The organism is Aeromicrobium sp. Leaf291, assembly GCF_001423365.1.
Lineage (GTDB): Bacteria > Actinomycetota > Actinomycetes > Propionibacteriales > Nocardioidaceae > Aeromicrobium.
Map to the genome: position 1 here is coordinate 381,891 of NZ_LMNM01000003.1, position 17,005 is coordinate 398,895.

Below are 17,005 nucleotides of genomic sequence, written 5' to 3' on the forward strand. Positions count from 1 at the left end.
ACTTTCCGGGGCCACCGTGCATCTGGTGGATGTCACCCACCAACCATCGGGAGGAACCATGAACATCCGTCTCCGAGCAGGGCGCCTCGTCGCCCTCCTCGCCACCCTCAGCCTGGCCGGCGGCCTGGTCGCGGCCGGTTCGGTCACGGCACCGCCGGCCGAGGCCGCGACCACGACGATCGTCAAGGGTGCGATCGCCGCTGCCGGCGAGTGGCAGCCCGGTGTCAAGGTCCGGCTGATGCTGCGCGACCCGGACTCCGGGGACAGCTACGCCACCATCGCGACCACCACCACGACCACGCGGGGCGCCTTCAGCTTCCGACCGGCGACCGTGGTGAAGGACGCCCGCTACGAGCTCTGGTACGACGACCCCGACCTCGACCTGGTCGCGGGCTGGCGGATCGTCGAACCGGTCATGGGCTCGACCGTCACCCGGAACATCACCGCCCGCCGCGCGTCGACGATCAGCGGTCGGGTCGCGTTCGCGAACGGTGCGCAGCCCAGCCACGCCGAGGTCCTCGTGGAGGGCCAGGTGGCCGAGGCCGACGCTCCCACCCGCGGACCCGCGGCCGACGACCAGGTCGTCTACCCCACCACCGTGCCGGTCCAGTCCGACGGCACGTTCCGGGTGAAGGGGCTGCCGCGTGGCGACTACCGCCTCACCTACACCGACAAGACGCACAACTTCTTCGACATCTGCCACGACGGCAGCCGCGAGAAGGTCTCGGAGGGTGACGCCAACCCGTCCTGCCTGCACGTCACGCCGGTGTCCGTGGGCATCGCGCAGTCGGCGTCGGTCCCCCGTCGGACCTTCGTCGACCGGTCGGCGCAGATCATCGGCCGGGTCACCAACGCCCAGGGTGCGCTGGTCGAGGGCATCGCGCTGATCCACCGCGTGGGCGATCCGTCGGAGTTCACCCGCGCCTACACCACCAAGGGCGTGTGGCGTGCGATCGACCTGCCGGCCGGCAGCTGGCAGGTCGAGGTCTCACCCGACGACCAGGCGCGCTACCGCGACCGGTGGTTCCAGGACGCCGCCACGCAGAGCACCGCGCAGACGGTCACGACGACCGCTGGTCAGAAGACCACCAACCGCAACGTGGTCGTACCGAGGCGCTGATGCGAGAGGCCCCGGCCGCCTGCCGGTGAGGCAGACGACCGGGGCCGGTCTCGCGGACGTCAGGAGGCCGAGCGGGCCTGTCCACCGCCGCTGCGGCGACGGTTGCCGCCGGGGCGACCCTGGCCGGCAGAGCGACCCTGGCCGGCGGGGCGGCCCTGGCCACCGCCGCGCGGCGACCGGCTCTGGCCACCACCACGGTTCTGTCCGCCTCGGCCCTGGCCACCACGTCCGGATCCGGAACCCGCACGGTGTCCGGCTCCGCCCGACGTGCGCTCGGGCAGGATGCCGCTGGCGGCGAGCGCCTCGGGCGTCAGCGGCTTCGGTGCCGTGGCGGCATCGTGCTGGCGAGCGGTGACGCCGGCCTTGGCCTGCAGCTGGACGACGTCGCGCAGGTCCTCGCGCGTGGTCATCGTGATGACGGTGCCTGCCTCACCCGCGCGGGCAGTACGACCGGAGCGGTGCGTGTACGCCTTGTGCTCGGCCGGCACGTCGTAGTGGACGACCAGCTTCACGTCGTCGACGTGGATGCCGCGGGCGGCGATGTCGGTCGCGACGATGACGTCGGCCGCACCCTTGCTGAAGCGGGCAAGGTTGCGCTCGCGCTTGGCCTGGTTGAGGTCGCCGTGCAGGTCGACCGCCTCGATGCCGGCCGTGGTGAGCTGACGCGCGAGGCGCGTGGCTCCGCGGCGGGTACGGGCGAACACGATGGTGCGGGGGTTGTCGGCGAGCAGCCGCGCCGCGGTGGCCAGCTTCTCGGTGCGCGAGCTGACGAGCACGTGGTGGTCCATGCGCATCTCGGTCTCCTGCGCGGACTCGATCTCGTGAAGGTCGTGCTGCGGGAGGTGACGACGCACCAGACGGTCGACGTCGCCGTCGAGGGTGGCCGACAGCAGCAGCCGCTGGCTGCCCTGGCGGGTCATGGCCACGAGGGCGTCGACCGGCTTGAAGAAGCCGAGGTCGCAGAGGTGGTCGGCCTCGTCGAGCACCGTGATCTCGACGTGGTCGAGGGTGCACGCGCGGCGGTCGACGAGGTCGGCGAGGCGACCTGGGGTGGCGACCACGAGGTCGACGCCGTCGCGCAGCTGGTGGATCTGCTTGTTGATCGGGGTGCCGCCGAGCACGGTCATGATGCGCAGGTGCAGCGGTGCCGCCAGCGGCGCCAGGGCGCGCTGGACCTGGGTGGCCAGCTCACGCGTGGGCACCAGGATGAGGCCGCGCGGCGCCTTCGGACGGCGGGTGCCGCCGGCCAGCTGGTCGAGAACGGGCAGGCCGAAGGACAGGGTCTTGCCCGATCCGGTGCGGGCGCGGCCGAGCACGTTGCGCCCGGCGAGCGCCGACGGCAGGACGGCCTGCTGGATCGGGGTGGGCTCGACGATGCCTTCACGGGCGAGCGCCTTGACGAGCGAGGAGGGGAGGCCGAGGTCGTTGAACGACGTCAGGGCAGGGGTGGGACGGGTGGACAGCACAGGGCTGCCAGAAGGCTGGTTCACAGAACTCTCAGACGTTGGGTGGCTCGAACCGCTCTGCGTCGGATGACGCGGCCTGTTCGAGCAAGGAGGGGGAGGCCCTCCGAACGTTCCGGGGCTCCCGTGGACCTCCAGCCTAGCAGCCGAGGACCCGCGGCCGGCGCTTCCGCTCCCGTGCCCTGCGTCACCCGGCTCGCTTCTCCGTGGTCGCCGAGCGTCGCCCTGCGGCTGCGTCGGTGTGGCTCCTAGGCGGGGCTGGTCTTCGAAAGGGCCTCGACCGGAGCAGCGGGTCCGGGTCGGCTGGGTCTGCGGGGCGCGGCCACGATTCTTCATCTGTGCGGGATTCACGCATGATTCTTCCTTTGTGTGGACCGTGCCTCGCGAAGGAAGAACTGTGGCGACGAAATGGGGACCTGGAGGGCAGTGATTCTCCCTTCGCGTGGAACGGTCCACGAGAAGGGAGAATCCCTGCCCACCCGCCGCGCGAGTCGCCCCGTCGGACGCAAGATTCTGCCTTCGCGTGCAGAAGCCCGAACGATGCTGCGTTCGGCACCGGTTCCCGTAGCAAACGCAGCATCCTTCGACCCTTCGCGCACGAACGCAGAATCTTGCGTCCCCCGAGCCGCGCTCCGAGAGCTCGCCCGAGCCCGTACCCGCCCGCCGGTCGAGGCGCAGGATTCTGCCTTCGCGCACAGCGATCCGAACGATGCTGCGTTCCGCACCGGATCCCGTAGCAAACGCAGCATCCTTCGACCCTTCGCGCACGAACGCAGAATCTTGCGTCCCCCGAGCCGCGCTCCGAGAGCTCGCCCGAGCCCGTACCCGCCCGCCGGTCGAGGCCCTTTCGGAGCGCAGGTCGACGCGCAGCCACAGCGACGTAGCAGCGGGCGAAGCCCACCCCAGCGACTCAGCAGCAGGCGAAGACCCAGCCGAGCGACGCAGCCGCAGGACGAAGCCCCAGCCGAGCGACTCAGCAGCAGGCGAGGAGCACCGGCTGCCTACAGGAACTGAGCCGGGTCGAACTCGTCGATCGGCACCACGCGGATGCGCGGGAGCTCCTCGTTGAAGGCGTGCACGTCGTACTCGAGGTCGTGGAACTCGAGCCCGCGCTCGATGAGCGGGACGAAGGCGCTGCTGCGCATCTCGCGGAACGCGAGCAGACCGACCTTGCGGGTGCCCACGAGGGCGCCGAGCTGCGGGACGAAGTCGCCGTCGTTGCTCGCGAGCATGACGTCGGCGTCGCGCCGGGCCAGCTCCTCGAGGGTGCGCTGGATGGCGATGTCGACGACCTTCTGGTCGGGCGTGCCCGACAGCAGGACGGGCCGGTAGTCCATGGCGGTGAGCGCCTGCACGAACGACATGGGCACGTCGCCGTTCGCGGCGATGAAGAACAGGCCCTGGGCGGGCTGGTCCCACGTGGACTCGGCGAACGCGAGCACCCGGTCCCACCGAGGGCGCTCGTGGGGGTGGGGGCGACGGCCGAAGATCGACTGACCGAGGGTCGCGTCGATGTTCTCCCCGTCGACGAGCACGTAGGTGCGGCGTTCCATGCCACCCACCCTAGTCATGACGGCGCCGCGCGCCGGTCAGAGCAGGGTCAGCAGCCCGAGCACGCCCACGGCGACGCCGAGCGCGAGCGAGACACCGATCAGCACCGCGTGCACGCGGAAGAACGCCGTGGGCCGGCCCTGCTCGTCGCGGGCGCGGCCGTCCTTGGTCACCCGACGCCAGAACTGCGGCCAGATGAACAGGTTCCAGGCTGCCGTGACGAGCAGGACGACGGACCAGCCGACGGGCAGGCTCATGCGCTGGTGAGCGCCTTGACGGCCGAGGTGAAGAAGCCGAGGCCGTCGGTGCCGGGGCCACAGAGGTCCTCGACGGCGTGCTCGGGGTGGGGCATGAGCCCCACGACGTTGCCGCGCTCGTTGGTGATGCCCGCGATGTCGCGCAACGACCCGTTCGGGTTGGTGCCGACGTAGCGGAAGACGACCTGGCCCTCCCCCTCGAGCCGGTCGAGCGTGGCCTGGTCGGCCACGAAGCCACCCTCACCGTTCTTGAGCGGGATGGTGATGTGCTGGCCGGCCGTGTAGTCGGTGGTCCACGCGGTGTCGGCGTTCTCGACCGACAGGACCTGGTCGCGGCAGATGAAGGTGCGGTGGTCGTTGCGGATGAGCGCGCCGGGCAGCAGGTGCGACTCGCAGAGGATCTGGAAGCCGTTGCAGATGCCGAGGACGGGCATGCCGCCCTGGGCCGCCGCCACGACCTCGGTCATCACCGGGGCGAACCGGGCGATGGCGCCGCAGCGCAGGTAGTCGCCGTAGGAGAAGCCGCCGGGCAGGATGACCGCGTCGACGCCCTGCAGGTCGTGGTCGCCGTGCCAGAGTGCGACCGCCTCACCACCGGCCAGGCGCACGGCTCGGCGTGCGTCGACGTCGTCGAGCGACCCCGGGAACGTGACGATGCCGATCTTCATGGCGTGCTCCTCATGGGTGGGGCCCTCAGCCCTCGACGCGGACGGTGAAGTCCTCGATGACCGGGTTGGACAGCAGCGTCCCGGCGATCTTCTCGACCTCGGCCAGCGTGGGCTCGTCGGCCGCGTCGACCTCGAGCTCGAAGCGCTTGCCCTGGCGGACGTCGGTGACACCCTCGAAACCGAGCCGCGGAAGGGCGCCGTGGACGGCCTTGCCCTGCGGGTCGAGGATCTCGGGCTTGGGCATGACGTCGACGATGATGCGGGCCATGTGGGCATCCTATCGGCGTCCTGGCCCGACCCTCTCACTCGGCACCACCGCGCTGTCCGACGTACGGTCGGGACATGCGCGTGAGTGTGATCGGGCTCGGTGCCATGGGCGCCGGGATGGCCGCGTCGGTCCTGCGAGCCGGCCTCGTGACGACCGTCTGGAACCGGAGCCCGGAGAAGTCCGAGCCGTTGCGGGACCAGGGCGCCGAGGTGGCCGCGACCGCTGCCGAGGCGGTCGCCGACGCCGACGTGGTCGTGGTCTCCCTGTTCGACGAGGCATCCGTGCAGGAGGTGCTGGAGCAGGCCCTGGCGGGGTCTGCTCCCTCCGCCGTGTGGCTGCAGACCGCGACCGTGGGTCCCGAGGGCGCGCGCCGGCTGCACGACCTCGCCGAGCGGCACGACCGGGTGCTCGTCGACGCCCCGGTCCTCGGCACGAAGAAGCCCGCCGCCGACGGTGCACTGACCGTGCTCGCCTCCGGACCCGAGGAGGCGCTCGCGGCGGCGCGTCCCGTGCTCGATGCCATCGGGTCGCGCACGCTCGTCGTCGGCGACTCCGCGGGGCAGGCCAGTGCCCTCAAGCTGGCCTGCAACTCCTGGGTCGCCTCGCTCACCGCCGCCGCTGCGCAGGCGCTGACGCTGGCACGGGTCCAGGGCGTCGACCCCGGCCTCTTCCTCGAGGCGATCGAAGGCACGGCCGTGGACACCCCCTACGCCCATGTGAAGGGTCGTGCGATCCTCGCCGACGACCTCACGCCGTCCTTCGCGGTCGACGGCGTCGTGAAGGACCTCTCGCTCATGCTCGACGCCGGTGCGGACGTCATGGACACGTCGCTCCTGGCGTCCGTGCGGGACCGCTTCGCCGCCGCCTCCGACGCCGGGCACGGTGATGACGACATGGCCGCGGTCGTCGCCGGCTTCGAGCCGCGCGGCTGAGCCCGCCGTGACGCGCAGCTACCCGGGCCGACGCTGGGTCGACCGCTCCCTGCGGGAGGTCGTGTCCCGCGACCACCGCATGTCGCCCGCGGCGCTCCGGCGGCGCCAGTGGGTGACCGCCGGTGTCGTGGTGCTCGGCGCCGTCGTGCTCGCCATCTCGTTGCGCGTCGAGCCCGGCAGCCCGTGGTTCTACCCGCTCACGTTCGGGCTCGCCGCGGTCTGGACCATCGGCGCCTTCGCGTCCGGTCGGCTCCACCTGGGGCACATCGTCACCGACGACCCCGACGACGAGGACGGCCTCGTCCGCCCCGTCGTGCAACCCATCGCCCTCGGTCTGGCGCTCGCGGGCGTGTTCGTCGTGGGCGCTCTCGTCGTGCGGGACATCCCGCTGCTGTCCGACCAGGTCGAGAAGGTGCTGGGGTTCGCGACCGAGGGCACGTTGCCGGTGCTCGTCGTCGTCACCGCCGTCAACGGCGTGGCGGAGGAGCTGTTCTTCCGCGGCGCCGCGTACGCCGCGATCCCCCGGCACCCGGTCGTCTGGACGACCGTGGCCTACACCGTCGCGACGCTCGCCACGGGCAACGTGATGCTCGCGTTCGCCGCGATCCTGCTCGGCGTGGTCGTAGGACTGCAGCGCCGCGCCTCGGGAGGCATCCTCGCGCCGGTCCTCACGCACTGCACGTGGTCGCTCACCATGCTGCTCGCCCTCCCCCCGATCTTCGGGCTGCGCTAGCGAGGGACGAGCGGACGGCCGGGCCCGGGCCTCCCCGGACCCGGCCGTCGCACATCATCGGTCGAGCCGGGCTCAGATCTCGCGCTTGAGGATCTTGCCGGTCGCGGTCATCGGCAGCTCGTCGCGGAACTCCACGATGCGCGGGTACTTGTAGGCCGCGAACTGCTCCTTGCCCCACGCCACGAGGTCGGCCTCGGAGACGTCGTCGTGGTCCTTCTCCTTGACGACCACGGCCTTGATCTCCTCGCCGTGCGACTGGTGGGGGACGCCGATGACGGCGACCAGCGAGACGGCCGGGTGCGAGATCAGCACCTCCTCGAGCTCACGCGGGTACACGTTGAAGCCACCGCGGATGATCATGTCCTTGCTGCGGTCGACGATGTAGTAGAAGCCGTCGGCGTCCTTGCGCGCGAGGTCGCCCGAGCGGAACCAGCCGTCGTGGATGGCCTCCTCGGTGGCCTCGGGACGGTCGTAGTAGCCCTTCATGACGTTGTGGCCCTTGATGGCGATCTCGCCCACCGCGGACTTGCCGTCCTCCTGGACGTCGTCGGGCACGTCGTTCCACTCGTCGTCGATGAGCTTCATCTCCACGCCGGGGATCGGCACGCCGATGGAGCCGACGCGCGGCTCCTCGCCGTAGCGGGCGAACGACGCGACGGGCGACGTCTCCGACAGGCCGTAGCCCTCGAGGATCGTCACCCCGAAGCGCTCGGAGAACTGGCGGTGGATGTCGACAGGGAGCGCCGAGCCGCCGGCTGCGGCGACCCGCAGGTTCTTCGCGATGGTCGCCACGTCGACGCTGTCGTCGAGCGCGCCCAGCAGGCCCCAGTACATGGTGGGGACACCCGCGAAGTAGGTGACCTGCTCCTTCAGCATGAGCCCGAGCGCCGCCTGCGCCTCGAAGCGCGGCAGCATGACCACGGTGCCGCCGAACGCCACCGCGCCGTTCTGGATGCAGGTCTGCCCGAAGGAGTGGAACAGCGGCAGGACGCACAGGTAGGTGTCGGGGTTGGACTCGTCGGCGCCGAACAGGTCGGCGCCGGCCAGCGCGTTGTCGCGCATGTTGCGGTGCCGCAGCTCCGCGCCCTTGGGCTGGCCCGTGGTGCCCGACGTGTAGAGGATGACCGCGGTGTCGTCGTCGTCGCGCTCGACCGTCTCGAACGTGGGCGGCTGCTGCGCCACGAGCGGGGCGTAGAACTCGGGCGCCTCCATGGGCTCCGGGGCGGCGGAGTCGAGCTTGATGAGGAAGAAGTCCTTGCAGCCGTCGACCGCCTGGAAGCCCTCCCACGCGGCCTCGCCGATCGGCAGGTCCGGCGTGCCCTCGAACGCGAAGTAGGCCACCGCGTCGGAGTCGTCGAGGTGGTAGGCGACCTCACGACCGCGCAGCAGCACGTTCAGCGGAACGACCGTGGCGCCTGCCTTGAGGATGCCGAAGTAGATGATCGTGAAGTACGGAAGGTTCGGGCACGAGAGCGCCACCTTGTCGCCCGGCTGGACGCCCCGCGACACGAGCAGGTTCGCCACCTGGTTGGCCGCACCGTTCACCTGCGCGTAGTTCAGGCGGGTGTCGCCGAAGACGATCGCCGTCCGGTCGGCGTACTTCTCGGTGGTGGTCTCCAGCAGGGCGGCGAGATTGGCCACGACGGCTCCTCGGGTCAGGGGGTGTGTGCGACGTCACCCACAGTACCCAGCGCTCGGATACCGCGAGTACGCGACTCCCACCCGGAACGCGCCTCGACCGACCGTCAGAAGCGGGAGCCGGTGAGCTGCTCGTACGCCTGCACGTAGCGCTCGCGGGTCCGCTCCACGACCTCGGCCGGGAGCGTCGGGGGCGGCGTGTCGCTCGCCCGGTCCCAGCCCGACTCGGTGGTGAGCCAGTCGCGCACGAACTGCTTGTCGAACGACGACTGGGCGCGGCCCGGCTGGTAGGTCTCGGCCGGCCAGAATCGCGACGAGTCGGGCGTGAGGACCTCGTCGGCGAGCACGATGGTGCCGTCGGGCCGGGCCCCGAACTCGAGCTTGGTGTCGGCCAGGATGATGCCGCGGGTGCGGGCCACCCGCTCGGCGCGGGCGTACACGGCGAGCGTCAGGTCGCGCAGCCGCTCGGCGACCTCGGACCCCACGAGGTCGACGACCGCCTCGAAGTCGATGTTCTCGTCGTGGTCGCCCAGCTCGGCCTTCGAGGCGGGGGTGAAGATCGGCTCCGGCAGGCGCGACCCGTCGACCAGGCCGTCCGGGAGCGGCACGCCGCACACCTGGCCGGTGGCCTGGTAGTCGGCGAGGCCGGAGCCGGTCAGGTAGCCACGGACCACGCACTCGACCGGGTACATGTCGAGCTTCTCGACGACGAGCGCGCGACCACGCACCCGCTCGGGCACCTGGGTGGAGACCACGTGGTGCGGCACGATGTCGGCCAGCTGGTCGAACCACCACAGCGACATGCGGGTGAGGATCTCGCCCTTGTCGGGGATGCCGGGGCTCAGCACGAAGTCGTAGGCCGAGATCCGGTCCGACGCCACCATGAGCAGGTGGCCCGACTCGAGCTCGTAGAGGTCGCGGACCTTGCCGGAGTGCAGGTGCAGGGCACCGGGGACGTCGAGAGGCACGGCGACAGCCTAGGTCCTGAGAGCCGGATGGTCCGACAGCGGACCCGGGACGTCAGTCCGCCAGGACGTCCGACATCACGTGGTCGACGACGCGGGACGCGGCAGCGCCGTCGTCCCAGGGGGCGTAGGTCGCTCGGAACTGCGCGAGCCGCTCGGCCCACGCCGTCCTCAGGCCAGGGACGTCACGCAGGACCTCCAGCAGGGCCTCACCGCTGCGGACCACCGGGCCCGGCGCCTCGACCTCGAGATCGAGGTAGAACCCCCTCAGCTCCCGCTGGTAGTGGTCGAGGTCGGACGCGAGGAACACCATCGGCCGGGCGAGGATGCTGTAGTCGAACATGACGGAGCTGTAGTCGGTCACGAGGACGTCGGACGCCAGCAGAAGCTCCTGGGTGTCGGGATACCTGCTGACGTCGAGAGCCACGTCGGCGTGCTCCTGCAGGCTCGGCCGCTCCCGGACGAGGTTGTGGAAGCGCACCGCGAGCGTCGCCGTCGCGCCGAGCTCCTCGCGCCAGCGGTCGAGGTCGATCTCCAGGTCCTGGCGCCAGTAGGCACCGACGCGCTGGTCGTCGCGGAAGGTGGGGGCGTAGAGCACGAGCAGTCGGTCCTCTGCGACACCCAGGCGCCTCCGGACGAGCGCCCGGCGCTCCTGCGCGTCGGCCCCCACCAGCGCGTCGTTGCGGGGGTAGCCCGTCTCGAGCATCCGTCCCTCGAACCTGAAGGCGCTCTCGAAGCAGGCGCTCGCGTACGGACTGGGCGAGACCAGCACGTCCCACTGACGGGTGAGGTGCGCAGCCTTCTCGTGGTAGTCGTCGCCGCGCCCGGCCATCCGCTCGACGTCGTGCTGCATCTTCTTCAGCGGGGTGCCGTGCCACGTCTGGACGTACGTCGTGCCGCGGGGCGTCTCGACGAGCTCGGGGAGATTCTGGTTCGTGACCCAGTACCTCGCGCGGCCGAGCAGCCAGAAGTACTCGAGGGTGAAGCGGCCGACCTTGCGCCCGGGACCTTCGGCCAGCCGGACCGGGGTGTAGGAGACGTAGACGAGCTCCGCGGTCGACCCGCGCGCCTGGAGGTGCTCGAAGATCGCCCGTGGGCTGTCGCCGTAGCGGGCACCGCGGTCACTCTCGAAGACGACCAGGTCGCGCCGCGGCAGCCTCGCGGCGAGGCCGAACACGGCGCGGGCGAGCCGGACGTAGTGCGGGCCGGCGCGGAAGCGGTCGTAGCCGGCGCGGTGGTCGGCACGGAACCGCCACACCCGGTCACGCCAGCGTGCGCGTCGTCGGACCACGTCGTAGATGCGTCCGCAGGCCCCGGTGTCGCGGTGCTGGAGGAAGCGGTCCGCACGGTCGACCATCTGCGGAGCCATGCCCGCACCGCTCTCGAGCGCCGCCGCGACCCAGGACGCGGTCTCGTCGGCGCTGCGCAGCACAGGACCCGGCAGCTGGGTCTCGAGGTCGATGTGCGGCCCGCGTGCTCCGACGAGCATGCGGGCCTGGTCGAACTGGAAGAACCCCACGGGCCGACGCAGGAACGCCGCGTCCCACGCCACGCTGGAGTAGTCGGTCAGCAGGACGGAGGCACGGCGCAGGAGCTCCTGCAGGTCGAACGTGCCGGCCACACGGACCTCGACCCCCTCGGCCACCAGCTGGTCAGCGACGATCGCGGCGTTCGGATGGAGGACGAGCACGACCCGCGTGCCCCGCTCCTCGAGCTGACGCCGCAGGTGCGGGTGGTCGAGGACGTCGTGCCACTGGCGCACGTAGTCCGTCGTCGTCGGGTCGTCGGCACTGCGCAACCAGTCGCGCCACGTCGGCATGACGAGCAGCAGCCGGTCGGGCTCGGGCGGGTCGGCCAGCAGCGCGTCGAACCGGGCGAACCCGGTGACCGCGACCTGGTGAGGCGCGTAGAGGTAGTCCTCGACGAAGATCCGTCGCTCCAACGGCGAGCACGCGATCACGACGTCGGACGCGAGCCCCTGGGCGGGTCGTCGTCCGTAGTGCCGCGTCACGTTCTTCATCGCCGTCACGCCGTGCTGCAGGAAGACGCGGCGTCCGCGGGAGCGCTTGACCACCCAGTCGGCGCGCCCGGCCAGCAGCTCACCCACGCCGTGGGTGTAGAGGTACCGGGAAGCCACGAGGGCGAGCCACACGTGCCGCCGAGAGCCCCGCACCACGACCTGGCCGAGTGGCGCCACCCTCGCGTGGCCCTCGGAGCCGACGTCGGTGACGAAGTAGACGCGACGTCGCGGGTGGTGCGCGCGCACCCACGCGAAGAAGTGGTACCCGTTGTCGTCCGCCCTGCCGCCCGTCTCCCCGACCAGCCACACCCGCGCCCATGGACGGACCAGCCAGAGCGCCCAGGCGACGCGACGCAGTCGGGTCAGCAGGGCGTGGGCGTCGGCGTCGTACGTCTGGACGGACAGCGCGAGCCGCTTGACCCGGAAGGTCACGTACGTGGACAGCACGTGGACCCGTGCGCCGTCGACGACGACCAGCTCGGGCGCCATCTCGCCCAGCGCCGACTCCGGGACGGGGACGTCGACCGGTTCCGCCTCGGACGGGTGGGCGACCGCAAGGACGACATCGATCTGCTCGGCGTCCTGCACGACGTCACGGCACCGCTCGACAGGGATCGTCCCGGTGGCCGCGACCACCCAGTGGCCGGTCGCGCGCTCACGCTCGGTGTCCGCGACCGGGTCGAGCGGCACCGCGACCTGCGCGCCGGTGCGCCGGTTGCGCAGCTGCAGCGTGACCGCGGCGAACGGCTGGTCGGAGCTCGCGAGGTCCGCCTTCACCTGGGCGTGCCCCTCCGCCACGGTGAGCGAGAAGGAGTCGACCTTGTGCTGCGACGGCGACACGTCCGCAAGGACGATGGACACGGTGCTCTTCGCCGTCAGGTGGACCCAGCGCCTCGAGCCTGCGACCGGGACCCCGACGTCGGTGCCGCGACGGACGATCTGCGCCGCTCGCCCGAGGCGCAGCTCGCGCGACGGGTCGTCGGCGGTCCTCGTGTCGAGGAACAGCGCCACCGAGCGTGCGTCGGCGGGCACGAGGTCGGTCGACGCGAGGTCGAGCTCCACGTCGAAGTCACTGCTGGGTACGCACGCCACCCGGACCTGCGACTCGTCGCCGGCTGGACCCCAGCGGGCGACCAGCCCGGTGACCCGGTGCGTCTCGCGCAGCCGCCCCGTGATGCGCAGGACGGTGCCGTCGAGCTCGAGCTCGAGTCGCTGGCGCACCGGAACGCGCGGTGCCGTGGGAGGCGCGCCGCCACCACGTCGCGCGACGGCCCGGCGCAGACGACCGAGCTGCGCGCGCACGGCGGCGGCCTGCCTCACAGGATCGCGCCAGGCGCGTAGGCAGCCGCCTCCGGATCTGCCGAGACGACGGCGTCGACCTGCGCGACGACGGCGGCCACCTGGGCCGTGGCCGCACCGGTGAACTCCAGCGGCGCGGCGACGAGCATCGCGAGGTCGGGCTGGGTGAGCGCCAGGCGCTCGTCGGCGGCCAGGCGGTCGAAGAGCTCGTTGCGGGCCGCGCCCTTCTCGCGCATCTCGAGGGCGACGCCCACGGCGTGCTCCTTGATGACCTCGTGGGCGACCTCGCGGCCGACACCGGCCCGCACCGCCGCCATGAGCACCTTCGTCGTCGCGAGGAACGGCAGGTAGCGGTCGAGCTCGCGCTGGACGACGGCCGGGAAGACGCCGAACTCGTCGAGCACCGTCAGGAACGTCTCGAACAGGCCGTCGGCGGCGTAGAACGCGTCGGGCAGCGCCACCCGGCGGACCACCGAGCACGACACGTCGCCCTCGTTCCACTGGTCACCGGCCAGCTCGCCCACCATCGAGACGTACCCGCGGACGATGACGGCCAGGCCGTTGACGCGCTCGCAGGAGCGGGTGTTCATCTTGTGCGGCATGGCGCTCGAGCCCACCTGGCCGGGCTTGAAGCCCTCCGTGACCAGCTCGTTGCCCGCCATCAGGCGGATCGTGGTGGCCAGGTTGGAGGGGGCCGCCACGAGCTGGGCCAGCGAGGTCACCACGTCGTAGTCGAGCGAGCGCGGGTACACCTGGCCGACGCTGGTGAGCACGCGGTCGAAGCCGAGGTGGGCGGCGATCCGTCCCTCGAGGTCGGCGAGCGCCTGCTGGTCCCCACCGAGGAGGTCGAGCTGGTCCTGGGCGGTGCCGACCGGACCCTTGATGCCTCGCAGCGGGTACCGGGCCAGCAGGTCGTCGAGCCGGCCCACGCCGGTGAGCAGCTCGTCGGCCGCGGTGGCGAAGCGCTTGCCGAGCGTGGTGGCCTGCGCGGCGACGTTGTGGCTGCGCCCGGCCATGACCAGCTCCGCGTGCTCGGCCGCGAGCCGCCCCAGGCGGGCCAGGGCCGCCACCGCGCGCGAGCGCAGCACCTGCAGCGAGGCACGCACCTGGAGCTGCTCGACGTTCTCGGTGAGGTCGCGCGACGTCATGCCCTTGTGGATGTGCTCGCTGCCGGCCAGCGCGGCGAACTCCTCGATGCGGGCCTTCACGTCGTGGCGGGTGACCTTCTCACGCTCGGCGATCGACGCGAGGTCGACCTGGTCGACCACGGCCTCGTACGCCTCGATCACGCCGTCGGGCGTCTCCACCCCGAGGTCGCGCTGTGCCTTCAGCACCGCGATCCACAGCTGCCGCTCGAGCACGATCTTGTGCTCGGGCGACCAGATGCGGGCGATCTCGGGCGAGGCGTAGCGGTGGGCCAGAACGTTGGGCGTCGTCACGGACGCCATCCTCCCACCGCGGCCTCCCGCGGCTCACCACGGTCCCGGAGCCCGACCAGGAGGCCGGGCCGACCGTCAGACCTCGATCTCGCCGCGCTGGGCGGCGAGGGCGATGTCGGAGCGGAACTGGGCGCCCTCGAAGGAGATCGCGTCGACCCCGGCGTAGGCGCGGTCGCGGGCGTGCTCGAGGTTCTCACCCACTCCGGTGACCGACAGCACGCGACCGCCTGCGGTGACCAGCCGACCGTCCTCGTCGAGCGCGGTGCCCGCGTGGATCACGTCGACACCGTCGATGGCGTCGGCCGCCCCGACGCCCAGGATCACGTCGCCCGAGCTCGAGGTGGCGGGGTAGCCGGCGGAGGCCATGACCACCGTGACGGCGGTGCCGTCGTGCCAGGACGGCAGGCCGACGGAGGCGAGCTCCCCGGTGGCGGCACCGTGCAGCAGCGACGACAGCGGCGTGCGCAGCAGCGCGAGGATGGCCTGGGTCTCGGGGTCGCCGAAGCGCGCGTTGAACTCCACGACCCGCACGCCGCGCGACGTGAGCGCCAGTCCCGCGTAGAGCAGACCCTGGAACGGGGTGCCACGACGAGACATCTCCTGGACCGTGGGCACGAGCACGCGACGGGAGACCTCGGCCACGAGGTCCTCGGGCGTCCAGTCGAGCGGCGTGTAGGCGCCCATGCCACCGGTGTTCGGGCCGGCGTCGCCCTCGAGGGCACGCTTGAAGTCCTGGGCGGGGAGCAGCGGCAGCACCGTCTCCCCGTCGGTGATGGCGAAGAGCGAGACCTCCGGACCGTCGAGGAACTCCTCGATGACCACGCGGTCGCACCCCGCCGCGTGGGCGACGGCGGCCTGGCGGTCCTCGGTGACGACCACGCCCTTGCCGGCGGCGAGGGCGTCGTCCTTCACGACGTAGGGCGGGCCGAACGCGTCGAGCGCGGCCACGACCTCCTCGGGCGTCTCGCAGACGTGCGCCAGGGCGGTGGGCACCTCGGCGGCGGCCATGACCTGCTTGGCGAAGGCCTTCGAGCCCTCCAGCTGCGCTGCGGCACGCGACGGGCCGAAGCAGGCGATGCCGGCGTCGCGGACGGCGTCGGCGACCCCGGCCACCAGCGGCGCCTCGGGACCCACCACCACCAGGTCGGCACCCAGCGAGGTGGCCAGCGCCGCCACGGCCGCCCCGTCGAGCGGGTCGACGTCGTGCAGGCTCGCGACGTCGGCGATGCCGGGGTTCCCGGGGGCCGCGTGCACCTCGGTCACGCCCGGGTCACGGGACAGCGCGAGGGCGAGGGCGTGCTCGCGCCCGCCCGTGCCGATGACCAGCGTCCTCATGCCTCGTCCTCCAGGAGGTCGTGCAGCACCACGGTCTCCTCGCGGTCCGGGCCGACGCCGACGGCGGAGATGCGCGCCCCCGACATCGTCTCGACGGCACGCACGTACCGCTGCGCCGCCTCGGGAAGGTCGTCCATGGTCCGGGCGCCGGAGATGTCCTCGGTCCAGCCGTCGAAGTACTCGTAGATCGGCTTGGCGTGGTGGAAGCCGGTCTGGGTCGTGGGCATCTCGTCCACCCGCTCGCCGTCGACGTCGTAGGCGACGCACACGGGGATGCGGTCCCACCCGGTGAGCACGTCGAGCTTCGTGAGCACGAAGTCGGTGACGCCGTTGATGCGTGCCGCGTAGCGCGCCACCGGGGCGTCGTACCAGCCGCAGCGTCGCGGACGGCCCGTCGTGGTGCCGAACTCGCCGCCGTTGGTGCGCAGGCGCTCGCCGTCCTCGTCGAAGAGCTCGGTGGGGAAGGGACCCTCCCCCACGCGGGTGGCGTACGCCTTGACGATGCCGATGACGCGGGTGATCCGGGTGGGCGCGATGCCCGAGCCGGTGCACGCGCCGCCGGTGGTGGCCGACGACGACGTGACGAAGGGGTACGTGCCGTGGTCGACGTCGAGGAGCGTGGCCTGGCCGGCCTCGAGCAGCACCGTCTCGCCGCGGTCCAGCGCCTCGTGCAGCACGAGCGCGGTGTCGGCGACCATGGGCCGCAGCCGCTCGGCGTGCACGAGCAGCTGGTCGACGATCTCGTCGACGCTCACCGCCCGACGGTTGTAGACCTTGGTGAGCATCTGGTTCTTCAGCTCGAGCGCGCCCTCGACCTTGGCGCGCAGGATCTTCTCGTCGAAGAGGTCCTGCACGCGCACGCCCAGCCGGTTCATCTTGTCGGCGTAGGTGGGCCCGATGCCTCGCCCGGTGGTGCCGATCTTGCGGCTGCCGAGGAAGCGCTCCGTCACCTTGTCGAGGGTGCGGTTGTAGTCGGCGATGAGGTGGGCGTTCGCGCTCACGCGCAGGGCGCTCGTGTCGATCCCACGCGCCTCGAGGGCGTCGATCTCCTCGAACAGGACGTCGAGGTCGATCACGACGCCGTTGCCGATGATCGGTGTGCACCCGGGCGACAGGATGCCGCTCGGCAGCAGGTGGAGGGCGTACTTCTCGTCGCCGATGACGACGGTGTGGCCGGCGTTGTTGCCGCCGTTGAACTTGACGACGTAGTCGACGCGGCTGCCGAGCAGGTCGGTGGCCTTGCCCTTGCCCTCGTCACCCCACTGGGCTCCGACGATGACGACTGCGGGCATGCGATGCACCCCTCGAGGTTCGTAG

General features: G+C 71.7%; 13 protein-coding genes and 1 pseudogene. 3 read left to right on the plus strand and 11 right to left on the minus strand.

The window, feature by feature from the left end; translation table 11 throughout:
* The first annotated feature begins 58 nt into the window (after positions 1-58).
* The gene (locus ASF35_RS15520; RefSeq protein ID WP_055969439.1) at positions 59-1,120 is read left to right on the plus strand and encodes a hypothetical protein; all 1,062 of its coding nucleotides are present in this window, start codon (positions 59-61) and stop codon (positions 1,118-1,120) included.
* A gap of 59 nt (positions 1,121-1,179) precedes the next feature.
* On the opposite strand, the gene ASF35_RS15525 is transcribed toward ASF35_RS15520, so the two are convergent.
* The 5 genes from ASF35_RS15525 to purS all read right to left on the minus strand — a co-directional run bounded on the left by ASF35_RS15525 (position 1,180) and on the right by purS (position 5,327).
* Positions 1,180-2,586: a DEAD/DEAH box helicase gene (locus ASF35_RS15525; protein ID WP_235499169.1), complete on the minus strand. Its 1,407-nt coding sequence runs from the start codon at positions 2,584-2,586 to the stop codon at positions 1,180-1,182.
* Between the two features lie 998 nt (positions 2,587-3,584).
* A complete protein-coding gene (locus ASF35_RS15530; protein ID WP_055969442.1) occupies positions 3,585-4,136 on the minus strand; it encodes an NYN domain-containing protein in 552 nt (183 codons plus the stop codon).
* Between the two features lie 36 nt (positions 4,137-4,172).
* Positions 4,173-4,391 carry an SCO4848 family membrane protein gene (locus tag ASF35_RS15535; RefSeq protein WP_055969445.1) on the minus strand — a complete coding sequence of 73 codons (219 nt, stop codon included), beginning with the start codon at positions 4,389-4,391 and terminating at the stop codon, positions 4,173-4,175.
* Positions 4,388-5,059, minus strand: coding sequence for a phosphoribosylformylglycinamidine synthase subunit PurQ (gene purQ, locus ASF35_RS15540; RefSeq protein WP_055969449.1), 672 nt, complete (start codon positions 5,057-5,059; stop codon positions 4,388-4,390). Before purQ ends, ASF35_RS15535 begins: the two co-directional genes overlap by 4 nt.
* Before the next feature lie 25 nt (positions 5,060-5,084).
* Entirely contained in the window at positions 5,085-5,327 is a 243-nt protein-coding gene (purS, locus tag ASF35_RS15545; protein WP_055969451.1) for a phosphoribosylformylglycinamidine synthase subunit PurS, read from the minus strand.
* Positions 5,328-5,401: 74 nt separating this feature from the next.
* On the opposite strand from purS, the gene ASF35_RS15550 reads away from it, so the two are divergent.
* Together ASF35_RS15550 and ASF35_RS15555 are read left to right on the plus strand one after the other, a co-directional pair.
* Positions 5,402-6,259, plus strand: coding sequence for an NAD(P)-dependent oxidoreductase (locus ASF35_RS15550; RefSeq protein WP_156368063.1), 858 nt, complete (start codon positions 5,402-5,404; stop codon positions 6,257-6,259).
* Positions 6,260-6,266: 7 nt separating this feature from the next.
* A complete protein-coding gene (locus ASF35_RS15555) occupies positions 6,267-6,992 on the plus strand; it encodes a CPBP family intramembrane glutamic endopeptidase (RefSeq protein WP_055969454.1) in 726 nt (241 codons plus the stop codon).
* A 72-nt stretch (positions 6,993-7,064) separates the two neighbouring features.
* Here the strand turns inward: ASF35_RS15555 and ASF35_RS15560 are convergent, their stop codons facing one another.
* From ASF35_RS15560 to ASF35_RS15585, 6 genes and pseudogenes are all read right to left on the minus strand, one after another.
* Complete coding sequence (locus ASF35_RS15560; protein ID WP_055969456.1) at positions 7,065-8,633, minus strand: long-chain fatty acid--CoA ligase; 1,569 nt, start codon at positions 8,631-8,633, stop codon at positions 7,065-7,067.
* Positions 8,634-8,749: 116 nt separating this feature from the next.
* Positions 8,750-9,598 (minus strand): annotated as a pseudogene (locus ASF35_RS15565) (phosphoribosylaminoimidazolesuccinocarboxamide synthase); the annotation flags it as partial.
* A 52-nt stretch (positions 9,599-9,650) separates the two neighbouring features.
* The gene (locus tag ASF35_RS15570) at positions 9,651-12,917 is read right to left on the minus strand and encodes a CDP-glycerol glycerophosphotransferase family protein (RefSeq protein WP_156368064.1); all 3,267 of its coding nucleotides are present in this window, start codon (positions 12,915-12,917) and stop codon (positions 9,651-9,653) included.
* 14 nt (positions 12,918-12,931) lie between these two features.
* A complete protein-coding gene (gene purB / locus ASF35_RS15575) occupies positions 12,932-14,353 on the minus strand; it encodes an adenylosuccinate lyase (RefSeq protein ID WP_235492875.1) in 1,422 nt (473 codons plus the stop codon).
* A gap of 75 nt (positions 14,354-14,428) precedes the next feature.
* Positions 14,429-15,688 (minus strand): phosphoribosylamine--glycine ligase, encoded by a 1,260-nt coding sequence (purD, locus tag ASF35_RS15580; RefSeq protein ID WP_055969469.1) that lies wholly within the window; start codon positions 15,686-15,688, stop codon positions 14,429-14,431.
* Positions 15,685-16,980, minus strand: coding sequence for an adenylosuccinate synthase (locus ASF35_RS15585; RefSeq protein WP_055969472.1), 1,296 nt, complete (start codon positions 16,978-16,980; stop codon positions 15,685-15,687). Before ASF35_RS15585 ends, purD begins: the two co-directional genes overlap by 4 nt.
* Between the last annotated feature and the right edge of the window lie 25 nt (positions 16,981-17,005).

What these genes read in the sequence shown, in the direction of transcription:
- ASF35_RS15520 (WP_055969439.1), top strand. Translation starts at nt 59, where the DNA reads ATGAACATCCGTCTCCGAGCAGGGCGCCTCGTCGCCCTCCTCGCCACC.
- ASF35_RS15530 (WP_055969442.1), bottom strand. Translation starts at nt 4,136, where the DNA reads ATGGAACGCCGCACCTACGTGCTCGTCGACGGGGAGAACATCGACGCG.
- ASF35_RS15535 (WP_055969445.1), bottom strand. Translation starts at nt 4,391, where the DNA reads ATGAGCCTGCCCGTCGGCTGGTCCGTCGTCCTGCTCGTCACGGCAGCC.
- purQ (WP_055969449.1), bottom strand. Translation starts at nt 5,059, where the DNA reads ATGAAGATCGGCATCGTCACGTTCCCGGGGTCGCTCGACGACGTCGAC.
- purS (WP_055969451.1), bottom strand. Translation starts at nt 5,327, where the DNA reads ATGGCCCGCATCATCGTCGACGTCATGCCCAAGCCCGAGATCCTCGAC.
- ASF35_RS15550 (WP_156368063.1), top strand. Translation starts at nt 5,402, where the DNA reads ATGCGCGTGAGTGTGATCGGGCTCGGTGCCATGGGCGCCGGGATGGCC.
- purD (WP_055969469.1), bottom strand. Translation starts at nt 15,688, where the DNA reads ATGAGGACGCTGGTCATCGGCACGGGCGGGCGCGAGCACGCCCTCGCC.
- ASF35_RS15585 (WP_055969472.1), bottom strand. Translation starts at nt 16,980, where the DNA reads ATGCCCGCAGTCGTCATCGTCGGAGCCCAGTGGGGTGACGAGGGCAAG.